Source organism: Pirellulales bacterium (genome assembly GCA_035656635.1).
In the GTDB taxonomy this organism is placed as follows: domain Bacteria; phylum Planctomycetota; class Planctomycetia; order Pirellulales; family JADZDJ01; genus DATJYL01.
This window is the reverse complement of record DASRSD010000152.1, coordinates 38,867-53,217: the sequence shown is the minus strand read 5'-3', so window position 1 is coordinate 53,217 and position 14,351 is coordinate 38,867. Positions and strand designations below refer to the sequence as shown.

12 protein-coding genes are annotated in these 14,351 nt (G+C 55.8%); 8 read left to right on the top strand and 4 right to left on the bottom strand.

The window, feature by feature from the left end:
* Positions 1–62: 62 nt before the first annotated feature.
* A complete protein-coding gene (preA, locus tag VFE46_15250; protein HZZ29352.1) occupies positions 63–1,196 on the top strand; it encodes an NAD-dependent dihydropyrimidine dehydrogenase subunit PreA in 1,134 nt (377 codons plus the stop codon).
* A 256-nt stretch (positions 1,197–1,452) separates the two neighbouring features.
* Entirely contained in the window at positions 1,453–2,226 is a 774-nt protein-coding gene (locus VFE46_15245; protein ID HZZ29351.1) for a hypothetical protein, read from the top strand.
* A 132-nt stretch (positions 2,227–2,358) separates the two neighbouring features.
* Here VFE46_15245 and VFE46_15240 read toward each other — a convergent pair whose 3' ends face one another.
* The 4 genes from VFE46_15240 to yidD all read right to left on the bottom strand — a co-directional run bounded on the left by VFE46_15240 (position 2,359) and on the right by yidD (position 6,037).
* Positions 2,359–3,063 (bottom strand): class I SAM-dependent methyltransferase, encoded by a 705-nt coding sequence (locus tag VFE46_15240; protein HZZ29350.1) that lies wholly within the window; start codon positions 3,061–3,063, stop codon positions 2,359–2,361.
* A gap of 356 nt (positions 3,064–3,419) precedes the next feature.
* Entirely contained in the window at positions 3,420–3,668 is a 249-nt protein-coding gene (locus VFE46_15235; protein ID HZZ29349.1) for a DUF433 domain-containing protein, read from the bottom strand.
* A gap of 206 nt (positions 3,669–3,874) precedes the next feature.
* Positions 3,875–5,278: a dihydropyrimidinase gene (hydA, locus tag VFE46_15230; GenBank protein HZZ29348.1), complete on the bottom strand. Its 1,404-nt coding sequence runs from the start codon at positions 5,276–5,278 to the stop codon at positions 3,875–3,877.
* A gap of 519 nt (positions 5,279–5,797) precedes the next feature.
* Entirely contained in the window at positions 5,798–6,037 is a 240-nt protein-coding gene (gene yidD, locus VFE46_15225) for a membrane protein insertion efficiency factor YidD (protein ID HZZ29347.1), read from the bottom strand.
* A 330-nt stretch (positions 6,038–6,367) separates the two neighbouring features.
* On the opposite strand from yidD, the gene VFE46_15220 reads away from it, so the two are divergent.
* The 6 genes from VFE46_15220 to VFE46_15195 all read left to right on the top strand — a co-directional run bounded on the left by VFE46_15220 (position 6,368) and on the right by VFE46_15195 (position 14,303).
* On the top strand, positions 6,368–7,087 hold the full coding sequence (locus tag VFE46_15220; GenBank protein HZZ29346.1) for a response regulator transcription factor: 720 nt from the start codon (positions 6,368–6,370) through the stop codon (positions 7,085–7,087).
* A gap of 166 nt (positions 7,088–7,253) precedes the next feature.
* Entirely contained in the window at positions 7,254–9,104 is a 1,851-nt protein-coding gene (locus VFE46_15215; protein ID HZZ29345.1) for an ATP-binding protein, read from the top strand.
* 353 nt (positions 9,105–9,457) lie between these two features.
* Entirely contained in the window at positions 9,458–10,555 is a 1,098-nt protein-coding gene (locus VFE46_15210; protein ID HZZ29344.1) for a PEP-CTERM sorting domain-containing protein, read from the top strand.
* 258 nt (positions 10,556–10,813) lie between these two features.
* Positions 10,814–11,524 carry a PEP-CTERM sorting domain-containing protein gene (locus VFE46_15205; GenBank protein HZZ29343.1) on the top strand — a complete coding sequence of 237 codons (711 nt, stop codon included), beginning with the start codon at positions 10,814–10,816 and terminating at the stop codon, positions 11,522–11,524.
* 188 nt (positions 11,525–11,712) lie between these two features.
* The gene (locus tag VFE46_15200; GenBank protein ID HZZ29342.1) at positions 11,713–12,420 is read left to right on the top strand and encodes a PEP-CTERM sorting domain-containing protein; all 708 of its coding nucleotides are present in this window, start codon (positions 11,713–11,715) and stop codon (positions 12,418–12,420) included.
* Between the two features lie 476 nt (positions 12,421–12,896).
* On the top strand, positions 12,897–14,303 hold the full coding sequence (locus tag VFE46_15195) for a dockerin type I repeat-containing protein (GenBank protein HZZ29341.1): 1,407 nt from the start codon (positions 12,897–12,899) through the stop codon (positions 14,301–14,303).
* The last annotated feature ends 48 nt before the right edge of the window (positions 14,304–14,351 follow it).

The window sequence follows — 14,351 nt, the reverse complement described above, 5'->3', positions numbered from 1 at the left end:
GCGGCTTTATAATCTGATCACTGATAACCGATCACTGACCACTCCTCTACCACTGAACAACCATGGCCGATTTATCCACCACCGTAAACGGTTTGAAACTCCCCAATCCTTTTGTCATTGGTTCCGGGCCGCCGGGCACCAATGCCAACGTCATCGGCAAAGCGTTTGACGAAGGCTGGGGGGCGGTCATTTGCAAAACGGTCAGCCTTGATTCGTCGAAGGTGATTAACGTGCAGCCGCGGTACGGGCGCTTGCGCACGGCGGAATCGAAGGAAATTATCGGCTGGGAAAACATCGAGCTAATTAGCGACCGGCCGTTCGATACCTGGATCGACGAATTCAAACAGGTGAAAGATAAATACCCGGACCGCGTGCTGATTTGCTCCATCATGGAGGAATTTCGCAAAGACGCCTGGGTGGAAATTGTGGAACGCTGCCAGGCTGCGGGTGTGGATGCCTTCGAGTGCAATTTTTCCTGCCCGCACGGCCTGCCGGAACGTCGCATGGGTTCGGCGATGGGAGAGAACCCGGAAATTTTGACGGAAGTATGCCGCTGGGTGATGAGCGCGGCCAAAGTGCCGGTGTGGGCGAAGATGACGCCCAATGTCACGCACATCGAAGATCCCACCCGGGCTTCGCTCAAAGCCGGTTGCGATGGCATTAGCGCCATCAATACCATTCGCAGTGTGATTGGCGTCGATTTGGAAACGCTGCGGCCGGAGCCCAGCGTGGAAGGTTACACCACGCCCGGCGGATACTCGTGCAAGGCGGTGCTGCCTATTGCGCTGCGAATGTGCATGGAAGTGGCGCAGGTGATTAAAAAAGAATTTCCCGGGCGAACGCTGTCGGGCATCGGCGGCGTGGAAACGGGCAACGACGCGGCACAGTTCATTCTGTTGGGCAGCGACACCGTGCAGGTTTGCACGTATGTGATGAAAGTGGGTTACCGCTGCATTCACGACATGTGTAAAGAGCTGTCGGCGTTTATGGACAAGCACAACTTCAAATCGCTGGACGATTTCAAAGGGCACAGCCTCCAATACTTCACCACGCATTACGATTTGGTCGCTCGGCAGGCGGAAGCGCGCAAGGCCAAAGCCGCGGCAGCCTCGAAGGACGGCAAAGTCATTCGCGCCGACAGCGAATGGAAAGGGGACGAATTTGTAAAGCAAACCGACGCTCTGGCCCGGGGATGATTGAGTTTGCTTAGCCCGTGCGGCTACGCCGGGCGGCATCGGGTAATTTTCGCAAATCGCCGAGAAAAAGGCATCAGATTTTCCCTGCTGCGGCAATCTGTTAGACAGCGTCTGGGAAAAATGTTAGATTTTTTAGGCATCGGCGGTGGCCAGTTCTTGGGCCCGGAAAGTCGCAGTATCGATTCGCGTCGCCCTTTCATCAGCCTGGCAGGGGCGTTTCAAATTCGATCCAAACAATTTCTAAGGAGTGATCGTCATGAAGTGTTGCATGCGCTTCGGAAAATGCCTGATGGCGGTGGTCGCCGTAATGTCGGCCTCGTCGGCCCTGGCGCAAGGGCAGGGGCAAGGGGGCGGTCGATTCGGCGGTATGGGCGGCGGTTTTGGTGGCGGCTTCGGCGGCGGCGGGGGCGACCCGTCGTTCTTGTTGATGGCGCCGTCAGTGCAAACAGAATTGACGCTTTCGGACGATCAAAAAACGAGCTTGCAAAAATTGCAGCAAGATATGATGGCCAGCGGCCGCGATTTCTTTCAACAGATGCAGGGGCTCTCACAAGAGGAGCGGCAAAAGAAAGTCCAGGAACGCGCGAAAGAAAATCGCAAAAAGATCGCCGAAATTCTGCTGCCGCAGCAAATGGACCGGCTCGACGAAATTAGCTTGCAGCAGTCTGGCGCCGGCGCCTTAAGCCGTGACGATGTGGCGGATAAATTGGCGCTGACCGACGATCAGAAAGGAAAGCTGAAGGACTTGGCCGACGATACGCGTCAAAAAATTATGGACACGTTCTCCGGCGGACCGCCGCAAGATGACCAGGAGCGGCAAGAAATGCAAAAGAAGGTGACCGAAATTCGCACGCAGCAGAGCGACAAAGCGCTGGCCATTTTGACCGATGAACAAAAAAGCAAGTTTGAAAAAATGCAGGGGAAGAAGTTTGACTTGGCGTCAATTCAATTCCCTGGCTTTGGTGGTGGTCGCAGACCAGGCGGCGGTGGCGGAACTCCCGGTGGCGGGCAAGGAGGGAACAAGAACTAGCGCTGGCCTGCAATGTCTGAAAACACAAGGAGCGTCGAACGGCCGTTCGACGCTCCTTTTTATTTGCAACCGTCGATTGATCGGCCCCTTGGCTGTGCGTCTTTACGGTTGTCCGCTCAAGGGGGATGCGATCTATTTCACCGCGCCAAAGGCGGCGAAGCAGCAGTTGGCGTGCAGCACTTCCACGGTGCGAAAGCCAACTGCCCGCAGCAATTCTAGTTGAAAAATGAGCGACTTAGGCGTGTCTTCTTTCTCGATGTAAGCAAACACATCGGCGCAATATTCAGGCCCTTTCAGCGCTTCTAAATATTCGGCGTAACGCTGCTTCATCAGCTCCCGAACGTTGGGCAGATCATAATCGATTAAATCGAAAATCCACAGTGATCCGCCGGGGACGAGTGCGCGGTGTATTTTCGCGAACATGGCGCGCCACTGATCGTCGGTGCGCAAATGATGCAATGTGGCCGAGGCGACAATGATGTCGAAGGCCGCTTCGCCCAAGTCGATTTCGCGCATGTCCCCTTGCAGGGCGCGGATACTGCCTGGGCTGACGGCGCGAATGCGCACCTGCGCTTTGTCGAGCATGGGCTGGCTCAGGTCAATGAGCGTGACATTCAACTTTGGCAGGCGCTCCAATAATTTCAGCGTGTAATTGCCCGCCCCGCAGCCGATGTCCAACAACCGCTTGGCCTGCGGATTGGTGCTGGCGGCCGCTGCGGCAATTAATTCCAACGCCAAGGGCGCATCAACCGTCGCCGACTGGCCGGTTTGCAGGTTGGAAAACCGCTCCACTTCGCTATCAAACCGCTGACGAATTTCCTCAACGCTGGATTTCATGGATGCGCTGGTCCTCCAAAACGGACCTGAGATGGTGTGACCACGACAAACTGGTCGGCCAATTGGTTCGCAAATGCAACCAACAGCTTTCGTAGGGCTTGGATTTTGGCAGCCGATCTTTCGTCGACAAACCGCAAGAGGATGATCCCGCGATGAGGCTGCCCCTGCCGATAGACCTTCTCGCCAAAATCCTTGTCGTTCGTGATCAGAATCCAATTCTCGGAATGAGCCTTCCGTATGACAGCGTCATCCGTCATGCCTCGGGCTTCGTCGAATACAGAAAACACTTCGTGCGATTGTTCGCGTAGCCAACGCGCTACACTGGGGCCAGTGCATTCATCGACAAGGAACCGCACCTAGGTGGTCTCCGCCTCCAAAGGCATGAACGCTGTATTCGAAATGGACTGCGAAGCGAATAACAAGCAGGCTTGAATATCTTCCTGGACAACGCCTTGATATTCGGCCGTAATATCTTCGATCGTTGCGCCGTGTGCCAGCAAGTTAAGAATAAAATCAACCGAGAGCCGCGTACCTTTGATGGCTGGCTTTCCAACCAAAACTTTGGGGTCTGATACGATTCGCCGGAGAAGTTCTTGGTCTTGCATAGGATTCGCCTCACGCTCAATTATAGCAAATCAATCTAAGCCCGTCGCTACAAACTTCCGCCGCATGGCATCACCTCAGAGGCGCTGAATTTTCCCAGCCAATCCGATTCTTATATTCCTATTGCCTTAGCAAAACGTGATGCGCCAAGTGAAGTACCGCCATTTTCCGCAGCGGTGCGTTTGGTCTCATCAAGAATGTGGGCCTATCAGTCATCGTGAGCATTATTATACCCATGTGTCGGTTCGCGCTTCAGCTGTTGGCCGCGTTTTTGGTCGCCCACGAATTTGCCGTCGCGGACTTGGATTTTGCCGCGGACGGAAACGGCGCTGGGGCGGCCTTCCAGCGGCCAGCCTTCAAAGGCGCTGTAATCGACATTCATTTGCTGAGTTTTGGCGGAGATGTTGCCGCGATACGCCGGGTCGTATATCACCAGATCGGCGTCACTGCCAAGTTGAATAGTGCCTTTGCGTGGAAACAAACCAAAAATTTTGGCGGCCTGCGTGCTGGCAGCATCGACAAAGCGGTGCAAATCGATGCGCCCTTTCCGCACGCCGTAGCTGTAGAGCAAGTTCACGCGGTCTTCGATGCTTGGAATGCCGTTGGGAATTTTGGTGAAGTCGCTTTTGCCCATTTCCTTTTGACCTTTGAAATCGAACGGGGCGTGATCGGTGGCAACGGTGCTAACGAGTCCCGTCGCTAAGGCATTCCACAGTTGTTCCTGGTGCCGCTTTTCGCGCAAGGGCGGCGACATCACGTATTTGGCCCCTTCGAAGTTCGGCTTTTCGGCATAGCTGCGGTCGAACACAAAATGCGGGATGACCGATTCCACCCACATTCGCACGCCGCGGTTATGGGCCGCTTGGGCTTCGCGCAGCGCATCGCAGCAGGAAGTGTGCACCACGTATACATGAGCGCCGGTGAGCCCGGCAAAAGTAGCCAGGTGATGCACGCCTTCGGCCTCGACCACCGGCGGGCGGGAAGGCTCGTGCCACTTGGTGCCGGTTTTGCCTTCGGCAATTAGCTTTTGCTGGAGCTGCGAAACCAGTTCGGCGTTTTCGCAGTGGGCCGTGACAATCACGCCCCAGCGCTTGGCCAACTCCAGGGTGCGGAACAGCTCGGTGTCGTCGAGATTGAAGGCGCCTTTGTACGCCAAAAACACTTTGAACGAGGCCGTGCCGTCGTCCACAATTTTCCGCAACTGGTCGGGCGATTTTTCATCGAACCGGCTGACGCCAAAATGAAATGTGTAATCGCAGGCCGATTTGCCGGCGGCTTTCGATTTCCACAATTCGTACGATTCCACAGGATCGTCGTTGCGCGCGGGGCAAACCATTTCGATCAGACTCGTGGTGCCGCCGACCAACGCCGCCCGGCTGGCGGTTTCGTACGTGTCTTTGGCGAACGTGCCCATGAACGGCAGATAAATATGGACGTGCGGATCAATGAACCCGGGGAAGACGTATTTTCCGGCGGCGTCGATGATTTCGGCGTCCGGCGGGGCGGAAAGGTTGGTGCCAATGGCGGTAATGGTTTCGCCGGCGCACCAAATATCGGCCTTATATCGCTGATCGGCGGTTATGATTTCGGCGTTTTTGATGAGCAGTGGCATATTGAGTTCCCCCAAATTTGAAGGTCGATGTGTGGATAAACGGCGCGAATTGTTAGGAAACGATTTAGCATACCGGTGCCATTGGGTGGCCGCCAGAAGCGATCAGCGCAAAGAGAAACCCACGGGCTGCATCCCGTGGGTTTCGGGGGGAAAAACAACCATCAAGAGATGGTACTGTAAACCCGTTAGGCATTACCCGGCGGGACTACAATTCCAACTCCTTGTTGGCAGCGGATCAGACAGGCGAAAGCGGGTTTTCCCGAGCAAAACTCGCCATCTTGATATTTTTCCCCTGACAAACAGAGTTCACGTCCCAGCGCGTGCTTCGATCCAAAGTTTTGCAAAAATCCGCAAATTACTTGTCGAAAACGCTACCCGACGCAACGTTAAAATAGCAGTTGCCCGAGTTCTTGTCTTTGAGATTTCGCGTTATTTATTTGAGATAAATTACCGCCAACGATTCGCCGCCTGGCAAACGGCTGCCCAAATTCCACTTTCCATGCGTGCGGCGGCCGAAAATCAGGGGGGATCGTACCCGCCGGTGTGCCAGGGATGGCATCGTCCAATGCGGCAAATGCCTTTGGCGGTTCCCAGCAGCACGCCATATTTCTGCACGGCCCCGATAAAATAGTTGCTGCAAGTCGGTTGAAAACGGCATTGTCGCCCGACCAGCGGGCTAAGCGTCCATTGATATATACGGACCAGCAGAATCACCGTCCAAGCGGGCAGATTCACCAGGCTTTGCCACAAAAAATTCATGACAGAAGGGCGGAAGTCGGTCGCGGATGTTGGGATTTTACCGGGCCAAACTTCCGGTTGATACCGTCGGGCTGATGTGCGAACTGCTCCGTGTGAAACGCTCCGTCGCCCAAATATCGGCACACGATTGTTCCAAGAGCCGGCTAATTACATAATCTATCTCACCTGGCCGGCATGCTGTGCCGCGACATAAAAACTGCCGGCATCAATCAACATCATTTATATCAGAGCTTAACCGATTCCTAACATGTGTGTGATAGCGTGGTTGCTCCACGGGGGCACCCGGCCACCGTATTAGGAAGAGAAACGCTTGAATTTGGAGGATGTCCCGTGAGCACAGTCATGATGGCGAAATCCCGTATCAGCACGCGCGAGCGAATTTTAGTCGTCGATGACGAAGACGATTTGCTCGAACTGATCAATTACAACCTCTCCAAGGAAGGCTACCGGGTGCAGTGCGTAGCCACGGGGGAGGAGGCGCTGGAGGAAGCCCGGAAAGGGCTGCCCGATTTAATTGTCCTCGATTTGCTGCTGCCTAGCGTCGATGGCCTGGAAGTTTGCCGGCTGCTGAAATCGGATTCTCAGACACAGCACATTCCGATTATTATGTTAACGGCCAAAAGCGAAGAGGCCGATGTGGTCGCCGGCCTGGAACTGGGGGCCGACGATTATCTTACCAAGCCGTTTAGTCCTCGCGTGCTGCAGGCCCGCATTAAGGCGCTGCTGCGTCGCAAGCCGAAAGAAGGCATGGGCGAGGCGGGCACTATCCGCATTCGGCAACTCAACATTCACCCTGGCCGGCACGAAGTGTTGCTCAACGGCGCGCCGCTCGATCTGACGTACACCGAGTTCCGGCTCCTCCAATTTTTGGCCCGCAAGCCCGGCTGGGCATTTACCCGCGGCCAAATTGTCGACGCGGTGAAAGGGGAAGATTACCCTGTGACGGAACGCTCCGTCGACGTGCAGGTGGTGGGCCTGCGGAAAAAGTTGGGCGATTTTGGCGCCAACATCGAAACCGTCCGCGGCGTGGGTTACCGGTTCAAAGAATAATGACGAATGTCGAATAGCTTCATGACGAACGTAGGGCGAGGCTCAAAGCTTAAACGTCGGGTTGAAGATCATCCCTACTGCTGCGAAAATGACGTCGCCGGCCCCGCTTCGAGCTTAAATTTGGAATCGGATTCGTCACTGGTCATTTCTCCTTCGTCATTTACGCATGCAGCGCCTTGTTGGGCATCTTGCCGTTCGATATTTCGTGGTTTGCCTGGCCGCGTTGATGGTCTTTGGCTGGTGGGCGGCACACGCGTTTAATACGTCTCTCACGCGCGCGGCTCGGACGGAGCTGGAAGCAGCGGCCAATTTAGTCGCCAGCGAAATCAGCCTGCTTGTCGTTGATAGCGCAGCCGCGGACGACAGTCGCAACCAAATCGCCGCCAATGCGGTGGCGCGCATCGCCCAAAGCACGCGCACCGTTATTACCGTGGTGCAGGCCGACGGCGCCGTGTTGTTCGATACTCGCGAGAATCCGCGGCAAATGGAAAATCATTCCAACCGGCCGGAAATTGCCGCCGCTCTGGCTGGCCGCATCAGCACGGAAACTCGTTACAGCACCACTCGCAACGAGCAAATGCTGTACGTGGCTGTGCCGCTTTTGCGGGAAGGGAAAATCATTGGGGCGGTTCGGGCGGCAAAATCGGCCACCGAGTTGCAGCAAGTGTACCACGATAGCTTGCGGTCCCTTTTGGTTGGCATAATCGTGGTCGGCGCGGGCGCTGGGCTGCTCGGTTGGTGGTTGTCGGCCCGCAGCGGCCGGCAAGTTCAATTGCTAAGCGCGGGGGCACAATTGCTTTCGCAGGGGCAGCCGCTGCCCAAATTGCCGCGGTCAGAAATTGCAGAACTGGCGGAGCTGGCGGCGTCGCTGGCCAAAATTGCGCAGCAACTGGAAGAGCGCTCCGTGCGCCTTGGCCGGCAGGGGCACGAGCAGGAAGCCGTGCTGGCCAGCATGGTGGAAGGCGTGTTGGCCGTTGATTCGGAGCAGCGCGTCATCACGCTCAATTCCGCTGCTGCGGCGCTCATCGGCGGCGCGCAGGAAGAACTGCCGGGCAGGAATTTACAGGAAGTGCTCCGCAATGCCGATCTGCGGCGGTTTGCCACCCGCGCCTTGAATTCGCCCGATCCCATCGAAGATGACATCGTGCTGCACGGCAAAGGCCAGCGCATTATGCAAGCCCGGGGCACGGCCCTGCGCGATGCCGCCGGCCGAACGGTGGGCGCAGTCATTGTGCTGAACGATGTCACCCGCTATCGGCATTTGGAAAACTTGCGACGAGATTTTGTCGCCAACGTGTCGCACGAATTGAAAACTCCCATCGCCTCGATCAAAGGCTTTGTCGAAACACTGCTGGACGGGGCGCTTGCGCATCCGGAAGATGCCCAACGGTTTTTGCGAATTATCGCCAGCCATGCGGAGCGGCTCAACAACATCATCGAAGATTTGCTCAGCCTGTCGAAGATCGAGCAAAGCGAGCAGGCTGTGAATTTGCCGCTGGCGGTTGCGCCGTTGGCGCCGGTGCTGGAAGCGGCGGCCAGCAATTGCCAACCGCAGGCGGCGGCGCGCAACATCGAAATTGTGGTGGCTTGCCAGGAATCTGCGCTGGCGCCAATCAACGCGCCGCTGTTGGAGCAAGCGGTGACCAACCTTATCGACAATGCTGTGAAGTACAGCGAGCCCGGCAGCCAGGTGCTGGTCGAAGCGCACATGGCAGAAGCAGCCAGCGCTGCCGCGCACGGCGCGCCGCGGAAAAGCATTGCGCCGGAAGTTGTCATTGCCGTGCACGATCAAGGCTGCGGCATTGCCGCCGAGCATTTGCCGCGTTTGTTCGAACGGTTTTATCGGGTCGATCGCGCCCGCAGCCGCAAATTGGGGGGGACAGGCCTGGGTTTGGCCATTGTCAAGCACATTGTGCAGGCCCACGGCGGGCGTGTTTCGGTCAACAGTACGCCAGGAGGGGGGAGTGTGTTTAGCATTCACCTGCCCGGGGCCGAGGTTCCGGTGGCGGTTTCGTAAAAGTTTTTTCCGGTTAGCCTGGGGCGATTTATTCCGCTCAGATTAGGGATTTTCCACCGCCACCGTTCCATCACTCGGGGGGTAAAGCCATGAAAAACCAGCCAAAAACTGGCATCTCTTCCGGCGGCTCCCGCAAGCGTCAAAACGAATGTTAGTCCCGCGTTTAGCCCTGGTTTCCAACTTTTTCCATTTTTCCTGATGCCGTGGTAGCAAAACACTTGCAATGCTTGTAACGTCTGAGTAGATTGTGAGAAGTTCTGAGCGGATTGGGTGTATTTCCCGGGGGGGGGAAGTTTTTCTACCGTAATTCTCTGGACCACAACCATATCATCAACAGAGGTGGAGTCAGGCTTATGAATCGCATGATGAAGACAATGCTGGCTGCAACAATTGTGGGAGCGTTTGCCGCCTCTGCTTGGGCGCAGGACACCATGATCCTGTCAACCAGCAATACCAATCCGCTGTATGGCGATATTATTGGTCGCCAAATCGGCCAAGCGGCCTTCACCGCTCCGCTGTATGTTTGGGTCACCGCCAACACCGGCGACGAAATTGCTCCCCAATCGCTGGGCTTCACCAACGAAACTATTAACGGCAATACCAACCCGGTTCCCAATTCAGCCGCCGGTATGGGTCTAACGTACACCGTGTCGGGCCAAACTCTGGTACCTGGTTTCAGTCCTCCCACTGCCAACGTGTTTCTCTTGAATGGCGCATCGATGTACAATCCCAGCCTGGGCAACGTAACTTTTCCTGTCAGCGCACCGACTACTCGGTGGGATAATGTTACTACCATTACCGCCGGCAGCATTTCGCCGACCAGCTCCATTGCTGACGTGAACGCCATTGGTAACTCGGTGGCCCTCAGCGGCGCCACTCCTCCCGTAGTGACTAGCGATCCTGCTTCCTATCGCGGTTTGGAAAACGTCAATGCGGGCGCGACGCTTGGCGCCGGCAAAGATCCGCAATCGTTGACGATTGCTGGCGTGTCCTATTTCCTGGCGGGCGAAGTCGATTTAAGCGTGACCGGCTTCGGCACGGCCAACCTGGCGATTAGCGAAGGCAACCCGGCCATCGCTCAAGGAGCTACCGATATTGGCCCCAACGGCGGTGCCAATGCCAAGTACACCTTGGGCAGCACCTCCGTGCGGGTCGCGCTTGCTGGCGATGCCAATCTTAACGGGACGACTGACTTGGGCGATATCAACCTGATCACCAATGTCGCCAACTGGCAGAAACCAGGAACATGGGGTGGCCTAAATGGCGATGTGAACGGTGATGGTCAGGTAAATCTCGGCGACATCAACATTGTGACGAATGTGGCCAACTGGCAAAAGTCGATCGTCGGCAGCTCGTCGATTTCGGGCGTGCCCGAACCGGCTAGCTTCGTGCTGTTGGGCTTGGGAACGGTAGCGCTGCTGGTTCGCAGCCGCCGCAAGAATGTGGCCTAGGAGAAATAAGTAAAATCTGGCTAAAATCATATCATGCAGTAGCAATATAGTAATTTGGGTTTGATAGAGGCGCTTGTGGAATGAGTCATTTAGGGAATTAGGAACACTAAAACAGAAGAGGCAACCAAAATGTGCTTGCAATGGCCGGAGGTGGGATTATAATCAACAAAATCGGGGTCCGTAAAAAGCGGTAATAGGAAACAAATATTTACCAGGGAATTGCAAGTGAAAACAACCAGGTTCATAAGGAGCTACAACATGCGGCGGATTCTTGTTCTTGCGGCGGCAGTGGTTTTTGTCGCCAGCAGTGTAAAAGCATCGACCATTACCGGTGAGCTGATTGATCTAAGTGCGTCGAACCAGACTGTCGGCAGTGTTCATACGATTGAAATTCTGGTGAAGAGCGATACGCCCAACGGCATTGCCTCGGCGAGTTTCGATGTCGTCAGCGCTGGCACGCAGAAGGCGAACTTTGGAACGCAGTCTGGTGCGAGCCAGGCAAATTCGACGACATTTGCAGCAAGCATTACTGGGGACGGATACTCAGTTGTTAAGCCAAGCCTGTCGACTGACGGCGTCAGCGACTCGTCGGCCTGGTTCCCCAAACCTGTTACGGGCGCAACAGCGGATGGTGACTTTGACGCTATTGCGGCTACTGTCTTTTCAACTCCCGGTGCTGTAGATTCGGATCCAGGCGACAGCCTTGCTTTGGGTATGACGGGTGGCTTTGAAGTTGTGGGGACCGAAAAGTGGGTGTTCAATGCGTCGGAAACCTTAAACTTGTATATCGATCACCCGACATTTTTCGCGGATGCCACAGGTGGCCTTTCAGGAACCAATCCCAACTATGATACGGTCGCTTCGGCCGGCCCTCTTTCGGTGACGATTGTTCCCGAACCGGCCAGTATGATTTTGATGGGATTGGGCGGCCTCGGCTTGGCCTTGTGTGCCCGTCGCCGTCGTGCCTAGTTCCCTTGTTGACCCCGATTTGAATTGTTGAAAGCTCCAAAAGGCCCGGTCGAATTCGACCGGGCCTTTTTCGTTGCGCTTCATTTTTCAGGGAACTAAAATCGCGACAGGCGATTGAACCGCTGATATAGTGGTTTGCAGTTGGAACAGAGGGAGCCCTAATTCTTCTAGCACAAAGGAGCTCTCTCATGCGCAAATTGATTTTGACCACGGCAATTCTGTTCGCCGGATTATCACGTTTGCAGGCGGCAACCATCACCGGAGAACTGATCGACTTAAGTGTGTCAAACACCACTCCCGGCAGTGTTCATACGATTGAAATTCTTGTGAAGAGCGATGCACCCAACGGTATTGCGGCAGCCAGCTTCGATGTGGTTAGTGTCGGGACAGGCAAAGCGAACTTTGGTACACAGTCCGGGGCAACGCAAGCAAATTCGACATCATTCGCAACAAGCATTGGTGTGGACGGATATTCCACTGTAAAACCAAATCTAAACGTGGATGGTGCTTCCAACACCAATGCATGGTTCCCTAAGCCGGTGTTTGGCGCTACTCCGGATAGCGATTTTGATGCAATTGCCTGCACGTTGTTTTCCACACCCGGTGCAGTCGACTCCGACCCGGCAGATGGCGTAGCGCTGGGCATGACGGGCACCTTCGAAGTGGTGGCCACGGAGAAGTGGGTGTTTAACGGTGGTTTCGACATCGACCACTTAAATCTGTACATCGATAACTCGACATACTTCGCCGACTCCTCCGGAGGCAATCAGGGGACTAATTCTTCGTTTGATAATGTGGTTATTATCGGAAACACGCCCGAGCCGGCCAGCCTGGTGCTGCTGGGCTGCGGAGGCCTGGCACTAGCGGCAGTGGCTCGTCGCCGTCGTTTTGGTTAACCCGCAACGGCTGAGGACAGCCGTCACTACATCGTCAAATCAGGCCATGGCCAGAATCTAAGCGGGCAGCCGGATGCTCATAGCATCCGGACCGGACGGCGTGGCTGTCCGGCTAATTTGAAATTTACACCAAATTGACGTTTGCTCTAGCCACTTAAACGGGATTTTTGAGCCGCTCTTCACCGTGGTCGTGGCTTAATTTGAAAAATGTAGCGGTGGCTGTCCTCAGCCACCATGCTTTATATTCGAGGAAAACGGCTGAGGACAGCCGTCACTACATTATCTCTGATCTAAATTAAGCCAGGACCTTCACCGTTAATTCATTGCCCACTGTGCAATTGCTGGGTACCATGGAAGGTAGGCAAGGCCGTGGAAACAGGCTTGGGGACCGCGTGGCGTAGGCCAATCCCTTTTCGTTGCGCCCGCCGGTCAAACACCAACGCAGTGGCCCAAGCAGAGGACGGCAGATCGGCCGCATGCAGAATTCACACCGCACCACTTGCTTTTCCAGTGGCTGGCGCCGGGGAGCGCGCTTCCTGGCCTGTGCCTCGCTTTGTTTTGGGGCCACGGCGGCAGCCATCTCCACAGCCCGCGGGGCAGAGCAAATTCAGGGGATTCAAAACAGCACGGCCCCGGCCTCCAATTACGACCGCTTCGACAACAGCTCCAGTTTCATTGGCAATCCGGCGAATTGGCCGGGCGGCCCGCCGGTGAATGTGCCCAGCACTCCCTATGTTTGGTCGGGGGTGGGGCGCACGGTTCCCACGTCCAACGACTACATTAACGGTGTGAATGCCAGCGGGGGCTATTACGATTACTGGGCCACGATGATTTCGCCCAGCTTTTTTGTCAGCGCGTACCATTTTCATCCGGCGACCGGCGACACCGTGCGGTTTTATTACACGAACAATGCCGGCGGCACCAGCTACGAAGACGAAACGGTTACCGGCGGGCAGGCCGTGGAAGTGGCATTTCCTAGCGCACAAGGCGCCCAAGGCGATTTGTGGATTGGCAAACTGAGCACGCCGGTGAGCAGCAATGTCGCCACGTATCCGATTTTGTCGCTGCCGTTTGTCAGCCAATACGGCGATCAATCGGGCGGGCTCGGTGTAGAAACGTTTGGCCTCTCGGATACGCCTGACGAGGTTACCTATCCTTATGGCACGCAAGCCACGCAGCGGCTGGGCCGGAACGTGATTAACTCAGGCACAGCGCATTATTACAACTCTTCTCAGGTAGGCGTGGCGAACGTGGACCATACCAAAGGGGGCACCGTTTACGAATACTCCTACGACAACCCGGGCGTGGGCCCGGACGAATCGCAAGTGGAAGTTGGCGATTCCGGCGGCCCAAGCTTTTTCCTGTACGGCGGATCTTCGCCGGCGATATTAGGCGTGCACTGGTTTGAAGGCTCGTCCGACAATGTGAATATTAATGTCTCCGGCGATACCTTGGTGCCGGCGTATTTGGCTTCGTCCACCGGGCTAAGCGGCGGGCTTTCGTACATTCAGGCCGTGATGAACATGCTGGGCAACCCGAACAGCGAAACCGTTCGGACCGAATCGCCGATTTTGGGCGACATGAATTTCGACGGCCACGTCGACAGCAGCGACATCACGGCGATGGAGCAAGCGCTGACGAATTTAACCGGCTACGAGACCAAGTTCGGCCTGAACGGCGATTATCTGAAATTTGTTGGCGATTTAAACCATGACGGCGTGGTGAACAACATCGATTTGCAAAGCTTGCTGAATATATTGCTGGGCGGGGGGGGAAGCATCAGCCAGGTCCCCGAGCCGGGCAGCATAACGCTGCTTGGCTTGGGCGGCCTGGCGGTGCTTTTTTATGTGCGCCGTCGCCGCGGGCTCACGGCAGCTGCTTGATGCGCGACCCAGCACGCAGCGAACCATAGTACGCTCCGCCCCAATCAC

What these genes read in the sequence shown, in the direction of transcription:
- yidD (HZZ29347.1), bottom strand. Translation starts at nt 6,037, where the DNA reads ATGAATTTTTTGTGGCAAAGCCTGGTGAATCTGCCCGCTTGGACGGTG.
- VFE46_15195 (HZZ29341.1), top strand. Translation starts at nt 12,897, where the DNA reads ATGCAGAATTCACACCGCACCACTTGCTTTTCCAGTGGCTGGCGCCGG.
- VFE46_15245 (HZZ29351.1), top strand. Translation starts at nt 1,453, where the DNA reads ATGAAGTGTTGCATGCGCTTCGGAAAATGCCTGATGGCGGTGGTCGCC.
- VFE46_15200 (HZZ29342.1), top strand. Translation starts at nt 11,713, where the DNA reads ATGCGCAAATTGATTTTGACCACGGCAATTCTGTTCGCCGGATTATCA.
- preA (HZZ29352.1), top strand. Translation starts at nt 63, where the DNA reads ATGGCCGATTTATCCACCACCGTAAACGGTTTGAAACTCCCCAATCCT.
- hydA (HZZ29348.1), bottom strand. Translation starts at nt 5,278, where the DNA reads ATGCCACTGCTCATCAAAAACGCCGAAATCATAACCGCCGATCAGCGA.
- VFE46_15205 (HZZ29343.1), top strand. Translation starts at nt 10,814, where the DNA reads ATGCGGCGGATTCTTGTTCTTGCGGCGGCAGTGGTTTTTGTCGCCAGC.
- VFE46_15210 (HZZ29344.1), top strand. Translation starts at nt 9,458, where the DNA reads ATGAATCGCATGATGAAGACAATGCTGGCTGCAACAATTGTGGGAGCG.
- VFE46_15235 (HZZ29349.1), bottom strand. Translation starts at nt 3,668, where the DNA reads ATGCAAGACCAAGAACTTCTCCGGCGAATCGTATCAGACCCCAAAGTT.
- VFE46_15215 (HZZ29345.1), top strand. Translation starts at nt 7,254, where the DNA reads ATGCAGCGCCTTGTTGGGCATCTTGCCGTTCGATATTTCGTGGTTTGC.
- VFE46_15240 (HZZ29350.1), bottom strand. Translation starts at nt 3,063, where the DNA reads ATGAAATCCAGCGTTGAGGAAATTCGTCAGCGGTTTGATAGCGAAGTG.